We start from the raw sequence: 15084 nt of genomic DNA, 5'->3' as shown, positions 1-15084 counted from the left end.
GCCTCACATCGCGCCGGAGGCTGCGATCAGCAGGCCGCCGATGATCGCCATGTTCGTCTTCCAGGTATTGATCGCGCTGTCGCGCGCCGTTCCCTGCATGTCCCAGAAATTCAGCAGCATGACGGTGGCGGCCAGCGTGAAGATGATGAGACCGAATGCCGCTGCCGTGACAAAAAGGCCGAGCATCAGCAGGATGCCCGCGACGATCTGAAACAGGCTGCCCAAGACCAGCACCCATTTCGCAAAAGGGACGCCGCGGGTTTCGATCGCCTCGGTCAGCGGCACGATGACGAAAAAATGATGAATGCCGCCAGCGACATAGAGACCGCCCAGCAGCAGACGTCCGAGGGCAAGCATCACAAAGGCCGAACCATCCTGCATATCGAACCGTTCTCCTGCGTCTCAACTCTCCGTCGAGGGCAAGGCTCTTCCGAAGCTTACGAAAATGCAATGCACCGTGACGCCCGCCTGCGCAAATTCGCCCCAATTGAGGATGATTGAGGCGCAGGCGGCGGGGCTGGGGTAGCGGCGGCATGGCTTCATAGAGCTTATATGCCTCTCATGTTACGTCTTTCGAAATGATTCCCGCCAAGCTGGCAGTTGCAGCAGGGTACGAGAATGTCGGGGCACGGCAATTTGGAAGAGATGGAAGAAACGGACGGGTTTTCTTTTCGCGGCCTTTTCAGGCGTTACAGAACGCCTTTGCTGGCCGCCGCGTCACTGGTGGTCTTCTGCCTCGTCGGTTACGCGATCGTGCAGCTCACCAACGAGGTGCGCTATGACGACGTCGTCGGTGCGCTGGCGGCGACCAGGCCGAGCGCGATCCTGCTTGCGCTGTTCTTCACGGCGCTCAGTTTCCTCTCGCTGATCTTCTACGATCTCAACGCCATCGAGTACATCGGCAAGAAGCTGCCCTTTCCGCATGTGGCGTTGACGGCGTTCAGCGCCTATGCCGTCGGCAACACCGCCGGTTTCGGCGCGCTTTCGGGCGGCGCGATCCGCTACCGTGCCTATACGCGCCTCGGGCTCTCGCCGGAGGATATCGGCCGCATCATCGCCTTCGTCACGCTGTCCTTCGGATTGGGGCTTGCGGGCGTCGCGGCGATCGCCCTCATCGTCATCGCCGACGAGATCGGCCCGCTGATCGGCGTCAGCCCCTTCCTCCTGCGGCTGATCGCCGGCTCGATCGTCGCCATTCTGGGCGCGGTGATGATTATCGGCCGTGACGGGCGCGTGCTCGATCTTGGCCCTGTGGCAATCCGCCTGCCGGATTCGCGTACCTGGTCGCGCCAGTTCCTCGTCACAGCCTTCGATATCGCCGCCTCGGCGTCCGTGCTCTATGTGCTGCTGCCGCAGACGGCCATCGGCTGGCCGGTCTTCCTCGCCGTCTATGCGATCGCCGTCGGTCTCGGCGTGCTCAGCCACGTTCCGGCCGGGCTCGGCGTGTTCGAGACCGTGATCATCGCCTCGCTCGGCAGCGCGGTGAACATCGATGCCGTGCTCGGATCGCTGGTGCTCTACCGGCTGGTCTACCATGTGCTGCCGCTGCTGATCGCCGTGCTCGCGGTCTCGGCGGCGGAGCTGCGTCGTTTCGTCGACCATCCGGCTGCCTCCAGCATGCGGCGCATCGGCGGACGGCTGATGCCGCAGCTGCTGTCGGCTCTCGCGCTGCTGCTTGGCGTCATGCTGGTGTTTTCGAGCGTCACGCCGACGCCGGACCAGAACCTCGAATTCCTCTCCAACTATCTGCCGCTGCCGATGGTCGAAGGGGCGCATTTCCTCTCCAGCCTGCTGGGGCTGGCACTCGTCGTCGCCGCGCGCGGCCTCGGCCAGCGGCTCGACGGCGCCTGGTGGGTTGCCGTGTTCTCGGCGCTTGCCGCGTTGACTTTGTCGCTGCTGAAGGCGATCGCGCTTGTCGAAGCCGCTTTTCTTGCCTTCCTCATCTTCGGGCTCTTCGTCAGCCGCCGGCTCTTTACCCGCCAGGCCTCGCTGCTCAACCAGGCGCTGACGGCGTCCTGGCTGATGGCGATCGCCGTGATCGTCGTCGGCGCCGTCGTCATCCTGCTCTTCGTCTATCGCGACGTCGAATACAGCAACCAGCTCTGGTGGCAGTTCGAATTCACGGCCGAAGCGCCGCGCGGGCTGCGCGCCGTGCTCGGCATCACCATCATCTCGTCGGCGATCGCCGTCTTCAGCCTGCTCCGGCCGGCGAGCTTCCGGCCGGAGCAGGCGACGGACGAGGCGCTGGTGCGTGCCGTCGAGATCGTCATGAAGCAGGGCAATGCGGATGCCAATCTCGTGCGCATGGGCGACAAGAGCATCATGTTCTCGGAAAACGGCGATGCCTTCATCATGTATGGCCGGCAGGGCCGCTCCTGGATCGCGCTGTTCGATCCGGTCGGCGACCATCGCGCCGTGCAGGAACTCGTCTGGCGTTTCGTCGAAGCGGCGCGTGCCGCCGGCTGCCGGGCGGTGTTCTATCAGATATCGCCGGCGCTGCTGTCTCATTGCGCCGATGCTGGCCTGCGCGCCTTCAAGCTCGGCGAACTGGCGGTGGCCGATCTCAGGACCTTCGAGATGAAGGGCGGCAAATGGGCGAACCTTCGCCAGACGGCAAGCCGCGCCCAGCGCGACGGGCTGGAATTCGCCGTCGTCGAACCGCAGGACTTGTCTTCGGTCATCGATGATCTAGCCGCCGTTTCCACGGCTTGGCTCGAGCATCACAATGCCAAGGAAAAGGGCTTCTCGCTCGGCGCGTTCGATTTCGATTATGTCTCCTCGCAGCCGGTCGGCATCTTGAAAAAGGACGGCAGGATCGTCGCCTTCGCCAATATCCTCGTGACCGAATCCAGACAGGAGGGCACGATCGATCTCATGCGCTTCTCGCCGGACGCGCCGAAGGGCTCGATGGACTTTCTCTTCGTGCAGATCATGGAATATCTGCGAGAGCAGGGTTTCACCCACTTCAATCTCGGCATGGCGCCTCTCTCCGGCATGTCGAAACGCGAGGCGGCGCCCGTCTGGGACCGCATCGGCAGCACCGTTTTCGAACACGGCGAGCGCTTCTATAACTTCAAAGGCCTTCGGGCATTCAAATCCAAGTTTCATCCGCACTGGCAACCGCGCTATCTTGCGGTCTCCGGAGGGGGCAATCCGATGATCGCGTTGATGGACGCGACATTTCTGATTGGGGGCGGATTGAAAGGGGTAGTGAGAAAATGATCAGGACAATCCTTCTTGCCACGGCATGCGCCTGCATGCTCGCGGCCGCACCGGCTGACGCCGCCGAGGAGACCACGCAGAGCTTCGAAACCGGGCTCATCCCGTCGCCGCACATCTTCCTGCCGGAAGGGGAGGTGAAGGGCACGGTGATGCTGATCTCGGATGCGGCCGGCTGGGGCGACTATGAGAAGGCCGAAGCCGACAGGTTGGTCGCCGAAGGCGCCGTTGTCATCGGCGTCGACTTTCCCTCCTATATCCAGGCGCTCGGCCGGTATGACGTCAGCCTCAACGACGGCTGCGTCTACATGGTGTCGGACATCGAATCGCTGAGCCAGCAGGTGCAGCGCGCGACCGGCAACAACGCCTATCACCTGCCGATCGTCGCCGGCATCGGCGAGGGCGGGGCCTTAGCGCTGGCGATTGCCGCGCAAACGCCGGATGCGACGATCGGCCAGACACTTGCCGTTAATCCGGTCGCCGGCATTCCGCTTGCCAAGGAGCTTTGCACGCCAGCGTCCAAGCAAGTGGTCGGCGAACGCACGGTCTATGGCCTCAGCGACGGCGTCCTGCCGGACCCGATCGTTACCGTCTTCACGCCTGATGCCAACAAGGATGGTCGGGCGCATGCCGAGGCGCTGAAGAAGGCCCATGACGCGATCGAGATCCGCGATTCCACCGACGATGCGCAGACGGCGTTTGCCGATACGCTCGACGATCTCGTCACCGCCTCCGGCGCCTTCGGCAACCCGCTCGGCCTGCCGCTGGCTGTGCTCGAGGCAACGCCGGCCCTCGATACGATGGCGGTGATCTATTCCGGCGACGGCGGCTGGCGCGACATCGACAAGGAGGTCGGCGGCACGCTGCAGAAGGAAGGTATTCCGGTCGTCGGCGTCGATTCGCTCCACTATTTCTGGAAGGAGCGCAAGCCGGAGGAGACAGCCGCCGATCTTTCGAAGATCATCGATTTCTACCGCAAGCAGTGGAAGGTGAAGCATGTCCTGCTCGTCGGTTATTCCTTCGGTGCCGATGTCGTGCCCGCCACCTACCAGCTCCTCAAGCCAGCCGAAAAATCGGCGGTGGCGCAATTGTCGCTGCTGTCGCTTTCGCACGAAGTCGACTACGTCATCTCCGTTCTCGGCTGGCTCGGCCAGAAGACGGAAGGGGCGGGAGGCGATCCCGTCGGCGATCTGAAGAACATCGATCCGAAGCTCGTGCAATGCATCTACGGCAAGGACGACGATGACGATGTCGCCTGTCCGGCGCTGAAGGATAGCGGCGCCGAGGTCATCGAACTGCCCGGCGATCATCACTTCGACGAGAATTACGACCTTCTGACGAAGACGATCATCGACGGCCTGAAGAAACGGCTGCAGGACTAAAGCGCCGCGCGTCCGATAGGACGCGCTAAGCACGCTTCAACACTTTGAAATCAGCGCATCAGCGTTTCTTCGTTCCAGCCGAGCGCGGTGAGTTCTGTGCCGCGAAACCGCGCATCGTCGGCAACGATGAATTCGTCGAGTTGCGGCGGAGCGACGCTGGTGCCGGAGAGCATTGCATGCACCTGTCCGCGATGATGGGTCTGATGCTGGAAGAGGTGGCCGAGAACGTCGTCCATACGCTCTTCTTGAATGCGGGCGCCGCGATGGAGGCTGATGGTCGCGGCGAGCCTCTCCGGCGTCAGGGCCTCGCAAAGTGCCACCAGGCGCTGATCGACTTTCGCCTGGGCTTCTGCCAGCGAGGAGACGTCATCGAAGGGTTCGTCGACCTCAAAGGCCTTGAGCCCGAGCGTGCCGCCTTCCAGGCCGTCGACATAGAACCAGTCGACCGTGATGATATGGTTCAAGGTTTCCTTGATCGAGGGAAAGAAGCTTGTGCGTGGCGCTTCGAATTCGCCAGGCCTCAATGTCGCGCAGGCCTGAAGCAGCCGTCGGTTGGCAAGGGCGTTGTTATAGGCAAGTTTGCGGATTGGCCTGACAGGATCGAAGGTCGGCATCGGCGCATCTCCTCTTTAAGCGCTTTTGGCTACAGCTCCGGGCGCCTTTTGAGGCGCGCAAAGGGCGCTGTAACACCTTGAATTGCTTGCGTCAGTCTGTGCCGTCGAGATCGCCGTCCCGCCAGACGAGATGACGTGGCGAAACGGGGAGGGTTTCGATTTCATCGGCGATGAAATAGGGCGGGATGTCGAGCGCGGTCAGGGCATCGCGCGTTGCGGGCACCCATTTGAACTCAAGATAGTTGTCGCCGTCCTCGACCCGATGGATGATCTCGCCGGACAAAAAGGGGAATTCCGCCGGGAGGTCCATGAGGTAATAGAGACCGAGTTCATGCCAGTCGCGCTGTTCGTAGCGGAAAAAGTTCTCGACGATCCACAGCAGGCGATGGACGGTCACCTCAACGCCCAGTTCCTCCACCATCTCGCGCTTGAGCGTCTCTTCCGACGTTTCGCCGATCTCCGCCCGACCGCCCGGAAAAGTCCAGAAGGGCTCGTGTACGGCGCGATGAACGAGTACATGGCCATCGCGAAAACCGAGGCCGGCGATGCGATAGTTGAAACGCCGACCGCCTGCACTCAAGCGGATGTGAATGCGCTTGGTCATGCCATTCTTATCCAAGATCGATCACGACAATTTCCGGCGGCACGCCGAAGCGGACGGGTGCAATGGAGCAGCCAAGCCCGCCGGAAACGATGATATTACGCTCCTCTTCAACGATATGGCCATAGGCGTAGCGATTGCCGTAGCGCGAGGGCACGATCGGCGAACGGCCGAGGAAACGGATCTGTCCGCCATGCGTGTGGCCCGATAGCGTCAGCGAGACACGCTCGGGCACGCGCGGAAAGATATCGGGCTCATGAGCGAGCAGGATGACGGGCGCATCGTCCGTAATCTGCGCCATCGTTCCCTCGAGATCGTCGAGGCCGAGCATCTGCGTGCGGCCCCACTTCCGGCCCGGCAGCAGCGCCAGCTGATCTTCGAGGCCTGCGAGCCAAAAGCCGCGGCCATCCTTTTCGAGCCGAACGGCGCGGTTGCCGTAGACCGGGATTCCGACGTCGGCGAGGGCCCGATGTCCGAATGTTTCCATCCCGCCGTTCTTCTGGGCGGTCCTGTCCTCCCACCAATCGTGGTTGCCCATGACCGCATGGACGCCGAGAGGAGCCTGCAAGGTGGCGAGCGCCTTCGACCATTGGCGCGAATGCACGTATTGCGTCACCATATTCATACCGGCGGCGTAATCGCCGAGCAGGACGGTGATATCGCCTTCGAGTTCATTTGCCCTATGGCAGATCGCGGCAATCCGGCTTGCCGACATCCAGGGTTCGCAGGCATGGAGATCGGCGAGCGCGACGATGCGGAGCTTGAGCCCGGGCGCCCATCCCGGCGGCGTCAGCCGGTAGCGGGTGATGGCGAGCCGCGCGAGTGGTTCATAGGCGAAGGCATAACCACCGAGCGACATGACGCCTGCGACACTGCCGCCGAGAACCTTGAAAAATCCGCGGCGGGTGATCACTCAGTTGTCCTCCTGGAACAGCCGGAACTGCGCAGCCTCCATATCCTTAGGTGGTTGCATTCCCAGATGTTTCCACGCGATTGCGGTCAGAACACGGCCGCGTGGCGTGCGCTGAATGAAACCCTGCTGGATCATGTAGGGCTCGATAATGTCCTCGATCGCGTCACGAGGCTCGGAAAGGCCGGCGGCAATGGTTTCGATGCCGACCGGGCCGCCGCCGAAATTGACCGCGATCATGTTGAGGTAACGTTTGTCGAGCTGGTCGAAGCCGACATTGTCGACCAGCAGGCGGGTCAGCGCCTCATCGGCGATCTCGCGGGTGACGGCTTCGGCCCTTGCCACCTCGGCAAAGTCGCGCACGCGCCTCAGCAGCCGGCCGGCGATGCGCGGGGTGCCGCGGGCGCGTCTTGCGATCTCGCGGGCGCCCTCCTCGGTGATCGGCAGGTTCATCAGCCGCGCGCCACGGCGTACGATCAGTTCCAGCTCCTCGACGGTGTAGAAGCTCAGTCGCACCGGAATGCCAAAGCGGTCGCGCAGCGGCGTCGTCAACAGGCCGAGGCGCGTGGTGGCCGCCACCAGCGTGAATTTCGACAGGTCGATCTTCACCGAGCGAGCGGCAGGGCCTTCCCCGATGATGAGGTCGAGCTGGAAATCTTCCATGGCCGGATAGAGGATTTCCTCGACGGCGGGATTGAGGCGATGGATCTCGTCGATGAAGAGCACGTCGCGCTCCTCGAGATTGGTGAGCAGGGCAGCGAGATCGCCGGCCTTGGCGATGACAGGGCCCGACGTTGAGCGGAAATTGACGCCGAGCTCTTTGGCCATGATCTGCGCCAGCGTCGTCTTGCCAAGGCCGGGCGGCCCGACGAAGAGCACATGGTCCAGCGCTTCGCCGCGGTTTTTCGCCGCCTCGATGAAGACCTTGAGATTGGCGCGCGCTTCCGCCTGGCCGGTGAACTCGTCCAGCGATTGCGGGCGCAACGTAATATCAAGGTCTTCGCCCCGCTTTTCCGGCGATATCAGGCGGGCGGGTTCACTCATGCTCTCATTCCGTTTTGAAACCTGTCACACCAATACACCAAAAAACGGCTGCCTCGACATTCCATCATCGGTTTTCCGGCCTTTCACCGCGCCAGCTCCTTCAACCCCAGCCTGATCAGCTTGGCGCTGTCGGCGCCATCGCCTGCAGTCTTCATTGCCGCGGCGATCGCGTTCGCCGCCTGGTCACGGGAATAGCCGAGGTTGGTCAGCGCGGAAACCGCATCGGCGACAGGCGCGGCCGCGACACCTTCGCCGAGTTCCTGCTTGAGGGCGATATTGATCGCTTCCCCGGCAAAGGCCGGCGCCCGGTTCTTGAGCTCGGTGACGAGGCGCATCGCCACTTTGGGACCGACGCCCGGCGCGCGCGAGACGGCGGCGCGATCCTGCAGGGCGATCGCATTGGCAAGTTCGCCTGGCGTGAGCGTCGAGAGCACGGCGAGCGCCACCTTGGCGCCGACGCCCTGAACGCTCTGGAGCAGGTTGAACCATTCCCGCTCCAGCGCGGTCATGAATCCGAAGAGCCTCAACTGATCCTCGCGCACATAGGTTTCGATGAACAGTACGCAGGCTTCACCAACTGAGCCGAGCTTGGATAGGGTACGCGCCGAGCAATAGGCGACGTAGCAGACGCCGTGCACATCGACGAGCACATAGTCTTCGCCGATCTCGTCTATGGTGCCTTTCAGCTTGCCGATCATAAGTCGCGGTCTCTCAAGGATGCGTTTCGGGGGTTATAAGGTCAACGGAGGGGAAATAGGAGCGGTATCCGCTGGGATCGCGGGTCAAAATTCTGTAGCCCCTTATCGCCGCATGCGCGCCGATGAAGAAATCGGGCAAGATCCGTTCGCGCCCACCGCCGGCGCGACGGTAAAGCCGGAAGGCCGCAGCAGCGGCGAATGCAGCCGGCCAAGGCAGATTCTCGCGGCGGAATTCATCCTGCGGCAGCAGTCGATCGACTTCGTCCACGTCGTCGTACCGAACGGAAAATTCGGAATAGATGATCGGGTTTATGAGGACAGGACCGTCTTTGAAGACCTCAAGCATCTTTCGACGCGACCAACCATACCAGTCCGAACCGACCACGGCCAGATCGACAAGTATGTTCGTGTCGACAAGTGTGGCCATCAGCGATCACGGGTCATCGACATAAGGTCTTCGGCATCGATCTCCTGATCGCCAGTGCCCTCGAGGCGACGGACCGTCTGCATGAAACGATCCAGGCGACCCCGATCCTCGATCTCCTGCTTGCCGTTCTTCGGCGAGAGAACGAGCTTGCCGCCCTCTATCGAGAAAATGACCTCGCTGTTGGCCTCGATGCCGACAAGTTCTCTGAGATCGCGAGGAATGGTGACCTGCCCTTTGGACGTAACACGCATCTTGTTGCTCCTTCGTGGTAAGAATTATCCTTACCGACAGAACAAGTCAAGAACACACTACCCAGCCAGCGCCTGTCGCATCCGGTTGCTGCCGCGATTATGCGCATGGCAGATGGCGATCGCCAGGGCGTCGGCTGCGTCGTTGCCCTTGAATTCGACCTTCGGCATCAGGATCTTCAGCATCATGTGGATCTGCTGCTTTTCGCCGTGGCCGACGCCGATGACGGCCTTCTTCACGGCGTTCGGGGCATATTCGGAGACCGGCAGCCCGGCGCGCGCCGGCACCAGCATGGCGATGCCGCGGGCCTGGCCAAGCTTCAGGGTCGCCACCGCATCCTTGTTGACGAAGGTCTGTTCGACGGCGGCCTCATCCGGCTTGTAACTGTGGACGATCTCCGCCAGGCCGTCGTGTAATTGGCAAAGGCGGGAGGCAAGGTCCATGTCTCCATCAGAGGTCACGGTTCCAGATGCCACAAACCGCAGGGAATTGCCTAATGTCTCGATGATTCCCCAGCCGGTGCGGCGAAGCCCGGGATCGATGCCGACGATGCGAATCGTATTTTGCATGGTTCAACCTATAGCGATTGCGAAATAAGTGCCACCGATATGTGAACAAAACAAAAACACTCCAGGATTTCGGCCGCGTCATTTACCGCGAATTAAAACAGATGCCTGAATTCTAGTCATCAAATACGAGAGGGGCTTCTTTTGGCAAAGAGTTAAGCCTCCGATGTTGTGTTTACAGGTCAGTTGATCAGGCATACGCCGCGTGCCCGCGCTGGCAGGCGCGGTTCAGAAGGGGTTCGTTGTACATGGCTCGGAGATTTCAGTCGCTGTCCTTCAAGGTCATCGTCACATTCATTCTGATGACCGTGCTGTCGATTGCGGTCATCGATGTGCTTGCCTATTTCGCCAGTAGCCGCATTTCGGACGAACAGGCGCTTAAGGGCAAGGAAAGCGTGCTGATCTTTCGCGGCGACATGCTGCAGGACCAGCTGACGCAACTTGAAAACCAGGCCAACTCCATCGCGCGCATCGAGGCGCTGCAGATGTCGATCACCAATCTGAAGAGCGGCTGGAAGACCATCGAGAAGACCGCGGGGGATGCTCGCGCCGAGCTGAAGAAGGTATTCATAGCAGGCAACCCCAATCCCGCCGACCAGCGCGAGAAGCTGATCAAACCGGAAGGGCCAAGCGGCTTTTATTATTCGAGCCACGAGAAGACGCAGGGCGAAGTCGCCCGCGACCTCTGGGATACTGCCTTCAGCGATCTGCTGATTGTCGATCTCGAGGGTACTGTTCTCTATTCCTATAAGAAGGAAGACGATTTCGCCGAGAACCTGAAGTCGGACGCCTGGAAGGCGACTGGCGCTGGCATCGCTTTCGCCAAGGCGATCGAGAATACCGCCAAGGCGACCGATGATGCTGCGCCGACCGGCTTTTCCGGCCTTCGTGTCGATGCCGGCAGCGGCAAGTCGGCGATCTTCTATGCCGTACCGATCGTCAAGCTTGGAGCGCTCAAGGGCATCATTCTCTTCAAGGTGCGGGACGAGATCGTCACCGGCATCCTCGCCAAGGGCATCGTCCAGGGCAGCACGGCGCGGGCGGCGATCGTCTCCGGCGATGGATCCGCCGTTGGTCTCGACGGTAGCGGCAAGCTTGCGACGCTTGACGCGACACCCTTCACCTTCATCAAGAGCGCGCTTGCCAGTTCGGCGATGACAGTTGCCGATTTCAGCCGGGCGGACGGCGCGGCCCGTGCCTATGTCCGCGGCATCGACTATCGCGGCGACCGCTTCCTCGTGGTCGAAAGCGTACTTCTGAGCGAGCTCAATGCCGGCTCGATCGAGATCGCCACCCTGCTGACGATGATCGGCATCGGCGTGCTCGTCGTCATGGCGCTTGCCACTGGGCTCGTCACCAATTTGCTGTTCTCGCCGCTTGCGCGGCTTGCCGGCGTCACCCGCGATGTCGCCGACGGCAAGCTCGACAGCGAGATCGGCAGCCTGAACCGCAAGGACGAGATCGGCACGATGGCGAACGCGCTCGACCGCTTCCGCCACTCGCTGATCGAAAGCCGCGAGCTCGAAGCCGCCAGCGAGGAGACGCGCCTGCAGGCCGAACACGACCGCCAGCAGAATCTGGCCGAGCGCGAGGCTGAGGCGAAGACGCTGCAGCAGGTGGTCGAGGCGCTCGACGAGGGCCTGCATCATCTGGCGAACGGCGATCTCGCCTACCAGATCGATACCCATTTCCCGAACGAGCTCGAAAGCCTGCGCGTCAATTTCAACGAGGCGTTGGCGACGCTCAGCGAAACCATGACGGCGATCGGCGGCAACTCGATGGCGGTGCGCGCCGGCTCCGAGGAGATGCGCACCGGCGCCGACGAGCTTGCCGGGCGCACCGAGCGCCAGGCCGGCTCGATCACGGAGACGGCGAATGCGATCAGCGCCATCACCCAGTCGGTCCGCCGGCAGATCGAGCGGGCCGAACAGGCCGAGCGCATCGCCCGCGACGCCAAGAAGGAGACGACCGGCTCAGGCCAGATCATGCGCGAGACGATCGCGGCGATGGAGGCAATCCAGGCCTCGTCACGCCAGATCAACACGATCATCTCAGTCATCGACGACATTGCCTTCCAGACCAACCTCCTGGCGCTGAATGCCGGTGTCGAGGCAGCGCGCGCCGGTGAATCCGGCAAGGGCTTCGCGGTCGTCGCTATGGAAGTGCGCGAGCTCGCCCAGCGCTCATCGAGCGCGGCCAAGGAAATCTCCAGCCTGCTGCAGAAATCGACGCATGAGGTCGAAAGCGGCGTTGCGCTTGTGGAAAAAGCGGGCGTCGCGTTGACGGGCATCGGCGCCCATGTCGAGGCGATCAACGGGCAGATCAACGAGATCATGGGTGCGACCCGCGAGGAAGCCAATACGCTGCGCGAGATCAATAGCGCCGTCGCCGAACTCGACGCGATGACGCAGCAGAACGCCTCGATGGTCGAGGAGACGACGGCGGCGATCCACCGGCTGGCGACGGAAGCCCTGGAAATGGACCGCCAGCTCGGCAATTTCACGCTGCCGCCCGGCCACCATCAACCGAGCGCCGAGGTGCACGTGCTGCGCCGTCACCGGTAACCCGGCGTTTTCAACATTGCATGAGGGTCGCGCTCGCGCGGCCTTTTTTGTTTGCATATATGGTTTGGAATGGCGCGGGCGCGAACCTACATAGACGGCATCGTCCAACTGCCCGGCAGGTTTCCCATGGTTCCCTTCTCCATACTCGACCTTTCCCCCGTTGCCGAAGGCAGCACCGTGCGCCAGTCCCTCGAGGGCTCGGCGCGGATGGCTGTGAAGGCCGAGGAATTCGGTTACAAGCGCTTCTGGCTCGCCGAACATCACGGCATGCCGGGGATCGCCAGCGCTGCCACCGCCGTTGTCATCGGCCATGTCGGGGCTGCGACAAAGCGCATCCGCATCGGCTCCGGCGGCATCATGCTGCCCAATCATTCGCCGCTCGTTATCGCCGAGCAGTTCGGCACGCTGGAGGCGCTCTTCCCCGGTCGCATCGATCTCGGCCTCGGGCGTGCACCGGGAACGGACATGCGCACGGCACAGGCGCTGCGGCGCAACCTCGAGGCCGGTGCAAACAGCTTCCCCAACGACGTGGTGGAACTGCAGCAACTCCTCGATACGCCGGTCGAGAACCAGGCGATCCTCGCAGTTCCCGGCAATGGCTCACATATCCCGATCTGGCTGCTCGGCTCCAGTCTCTACAGCGCCCAACTCGCCGGCATGCTCGGGCTTCCCTATGCCTTCGCCTCGCATTTCGCGCCCGACATGCTGCTCGATGCGATTGCGATCTACCGTGACCGCTTCCAACCCTCGGCGACGCTCGATAAGCCCCATGTGATGGTCGGGGTCATGGGTGCTGTGGCGGCGACGGACGAGGAGGCACGCTATCATTTCACCTCCGCCCAGCAGCAATTCGTCAATCTGCGCCGCAATGTCCGCGGTCCGTTCCCACGTCCGGTGGCCGATATGGGGGACTTCTGGTCGCCGATGGAAAAGATGAATGTCGAACACACGCTGCGTTATGCCGTGGTAGGCTCGCCGAAGACGGCGGAGGCGAAACTGACGGAGTTTCTGCGGGAAACGCAGGCCGACGAGGTGATCATCTCGATGCCGATCCACGACATCGAGGCGCGGCTGACATCGGTGGAACTATTCGCGGGGCTGGGAAATTTCATGCGAGCCGCCGCTTAGAACAGGATGATTTTAGGCCGGTCGGCCTAAAATCTGAATCCTGTTCTACATTATATAGTTAGAGCATGATTTCGTCCGAAAACCGCTCACACTTTTCGGCATCCTGCTCCAGGGCCTGCGCGAGGCGGCACTCTGACGACGCCACCTTTCCGGCAAGAAAAAACCCGGCGTTGCAGCCGGGTTTTTATTTGACACCTGCCTCAGGAGATCAGGCCGAGAGCTTCGCCAGCACTTCTTCCGAGACTTCGAAGTTGGAATAGACGTTCTGCACGTCGTCATCGTCTTCCAGGCTGTCGATGAGTTTCAGCAGCGACTGGGCTTTTTCCTCGTCCACCGGCACGTTGTTCTGGGCGCGCCAGACGGCCTTGACGGTTTCGGCTTCGCCGAGGCTCGATTCCAGCGCTTTCGCCACTTCGCCGAGGGCTTCGAAGGCGCAGGTGATGTAGTGGCCGTCTTCATCGGTCTCGACGTCGTCGGCGCCGGCTTCGATCGCGGCTTCCATCACCTTGTCGCCATCGCCGACGGAAAGCTTGTAGGTGATTTCTCCGACATGGTCGAAGGAGAAGGACACCGAACCGGTTTCGCCGAGAGCGCCGCCGGCCTTGGTGAAGCTCGAGCGGACGTTGGAGGCGGTGCGGTTGCGGTTGTCGGTCAGGGCCTCGACGATGATCGCCGTGCCGCCGGGGCCGTAGCCCTCATAGCGGACTTCATCGTAATTTTCGCCGTCGGCGCCGGCCGCCTTCTTGATGGCGCGGTCGATATTGTCCTTCGGCATGGACTGGGCCTTGGCGTTCTGGATCGCCAGGCGAAGGCGGGCGTTCATCGTCGGGTCGGGCAGGCCGGCCTTGGCGGCAACGGTGATTTCGCGCGCAAGCTTGGAGAACATTTTCGACCGCACGGCATCCTGACGGCCTTTGCGGTGCATGATGTTTTTAAACTGTGAATGGCCAGCCATGGCACCCCTGTTCACGTCTCATTGTTCGGAATGGGCCGCCTTATAAGAGCGAAACGGCACCCGTTCAAGGAAAAAGCAGTTCGGAACAAAGGCGAGGGGATGACGTTTCAACGGAACTCCATCCAACGGAAAGGAACGGTCATGGCAAGTCTCAGCGAGGCGCAGGAACATCCAGCACGTCAGCTCTGGGATCAGGTCAACGATGTCCATGCCGGCATGCTCGGAATTTCCGGACTGGATATGCACATGCAGCCGATGGCGCCGCATGCCGATCCCACCACCAACACCATCTGGTTTTACACCAAGACCGACGCCGACATCGTGCGCGCCATCAAGCCCGGCAGCCGCGCGCATTTCTGCGTTATCGGCAAGGATCACGACTATCACGCCTGCCTCGCCGGTGTGATCGAGGTGCATCCTGATCCTTCCAAGATCGAGGAATACTGGAGCTCGATCGTCGCGGCCTGGTATGATGGCGGCAAGAAGGACCCCAAGCTTACCATGCTGTCCCTCCATGTCGACGATGCCGAGATCTGGGTTTCCACAGGCAACAAGCTGAAATTCGGCTGGGAGATCGCCAAGGCCAATCTCGACGACGACAAGATGCCGGATGTCGGCATCAAGCGCCATCTGCAGTTCGCCTGATGCGCGAGGCTCCTGCATAATTCCTGAAATCGGAATCGATTTAAGGATAAAATTATGCAGCAATTCAAAGTGCCACAGCGTC

General features: G+C 61.7%; 15 protein-coding genes. 5 read left to right on the top strand and 10 right to left on the bottom strand.

Translation table 11 applies throughout. The features are described from left to right. Positions 1–3: 3 nt before the first annotated feature. The gene (locus J3P73_RS20630; protein WP_018069015.1) at positions 4–381 is read right to left on the bottom strand and encodes a DoxX family protein; all 378 of its coding nucleotides are present in this window, start codon (positions 379–381) and stop codon (positions 4–6) included. A 237-nt stretch (positions 382–618) separates the two neighbouring features. Between J3P73_RS20630 and mprF the strand changes: the two genes are divergently transcribed. After that, on the top strand, positions 619–3222 hold the full coding sequence (gene mprF / locus J3P73_RS20625) for a bifunctional lysylphosphatidylglycerol flippase/synthetase MprF (RefSeq protein ID WP_018069014.1): 2604 nt from the start codon (positions 619–621) through the stop codon (positions 3220–3222). Then, positions 3219–4601, top strand: coding sequence for a virulence factor family protein (locus J3P73_RS20620; protein ID WP_018069013.1), 1383 nt, complete (start codon positions 3219–3221; stop codon positions 4599–4601). The genes mprF and J3P73_RS20620 overlap by 4 nt, the downstream gene beginning before the upstream one ends. Positions 4602–4651: 50 nt before the next feature. Here J3P73_RS20620 and J3P73_RS20615 read toward each other — a convergent pair whose 3' ends face one another. The 8 genes from J3P73_RS20615 to ruvC form a co-directional block, all read right to left on the bottom strand. Further along, a complete protein-coding gene (locus J3P73_RS20615; RefSeq protein WP_018069012.1) occupies positions 4652–5215 on the bottom strand; it encodes a DinB family protein in 564 nt (187 codons plus the stop codon). A gap of 91 nt (positions 5216–5306) precedes the next feature. Next, on the bottom strand, positions 5307–5819 hold the full coding sequence (locus tag J3P73_RS20610; protein ID WP_018069011.1) for an NUDIX hydrolase: 513 nt from the start codon (positions 5817–5819) through the stop codon (positions 5307–5309). A gap of 7 nt (positions 5820–5826) precedes the next feature. Then, a complete protein-coding gene (locus J3P73_RS20605; protein ID WP_018069010.1) occupies positions 5827–6729 on the bottom strand; it encodes a metallophosphoesterase in 903 nt (300 codons plus the stop codon). After that, positions 6730–7770, bottom strand: coding sequence for a Holliday junction branch migration DNA helicase RuvB (gene ruvB, locus J3P73_RS20600; RefSeq protein ID WP_003552548.1), 1041 nt, complete (start codon positions 7768–7770; stop codon positions 6730–6732). 83 nt (positions 7771–7853) lie between these two features. Continuing rightward, entirely contained in the window at positions 7854–8468 is a 615-nt protein-coding gene (ruvA, locus tag J3P73_RS20595) for a Holliday junction branch migration protein RuvA (RefSeq protein WP_018069009.1), read from the bottom strand. 13 nt (positions 8469–8481) lie between these two features. Continuing rightward, entirely contained in the window at positions 8482–8895 is a 414-nt protein-coding gene (locus tag J3P73_RS20590; RefSeq protein WP_018069008.1) for a type II toxin-antitoxin system VapC family toxin, read from the bottom strand. Then, the gene (locus J3P73_RS20585; RefSeq protein ID WP_018069007.1) at positions 8895–9146 is read right to left on the bottom strand and encodes an AbrB/MazE/SpoVT family DNA-binding domain-containing protein; all 252 of its coding nucleotides are present in this window, start codon (positions 9144–9146) and stop codon (positions 8895–8897) included. Before J3P73_RS20585 ends, J3P73_RS20590 begins: the two co-directional genes overlap by 1 nt. 57 nt (positions 9147–9203) lie before the next feature. Beyond that, positions 9204–9713 carry a crossover junction endodeoxyribonuclease RuvC gene (gene ruvC / locus J3P73_RS20580; protein WP_018069006.1) on the bottom strand — a complete coding sequence of 170 codons (510 nt, stop codon included), beginning with the start codon at positions 9711–9713 and terminating at the stop codon, positions 9204–9206. A 245-nt stretch (positions 9714–9958) separates the two neighbouring features. Here ruvC and J3P73_RS20575 point away from each other — a divergent pair, with 245 nt between their 5' ends. Beyond that, on the top strand, positions 9959–12274 hold the full coding sequence (locus J3P73_RS20575; protein ID WP_130675731.1) for a methyl-accepting chemotaxis protein: 2316 nt from the start codon (positions 9959–9961) through the stop codon (positions 12272–12274). 126 nt (positions 12275–12400) lie between these two features. Beyond that, a complete protein-coding gene (locus tag J3P73_RS20570) occupies positions 12401–13402 on the top strand; it encodes an LLM class flavin-dependent oxidoreductase (RefSeq protein ID WP_018069004.1) in 1002 nt (333 codons plus the stop codon). 208 nt (positions 13403–13610) lie between these two features. Here the strand turns inward: J3P73_RS20570 and J3P73_RS20565 are convergent, their stop codons facing one another. Next, entirely contained in the window at positions 13611–14357 is a 747-nt protein-coding gene (locus J3P73_RS20565; protein WP_017968114.1) for a YebC/PmpR family DNA-binding transcriptional regulator, read from the bottom strand. Positions 14358–14498: 141 nt separating this feature from the next. Between J3P73_RS20565 and J3P73_RS20560 the strand changes: the two genes are divergently transcribed. After that, complete coding sequence (locus J3P73_RS20560) at positions 14499–15002, top strand: pyridoxamine 5'-phosphate oxidase family protein (protein ID WP_012758860.1); 504 nt, start codon at positions 14499–14501, stop codon at positions 15000–15002. Positions 15003–15084 lie beyond the last annotated feature (82 nt).

The sequence above is a fragment of the Rhizobium ruizarguesonis genome (assembly GCF_017357285.1).
Taxonomy (GTDB): Bacteria; Pseudomonadota; Alphaproteobacteria; order Rhizobiales; family Rhizobiaceae; genus Rhizobium; species Rhizobium ruizarguesonis.
This window is presented reverse-complemented; position numbering and strand designations above follow the sequence as displayed.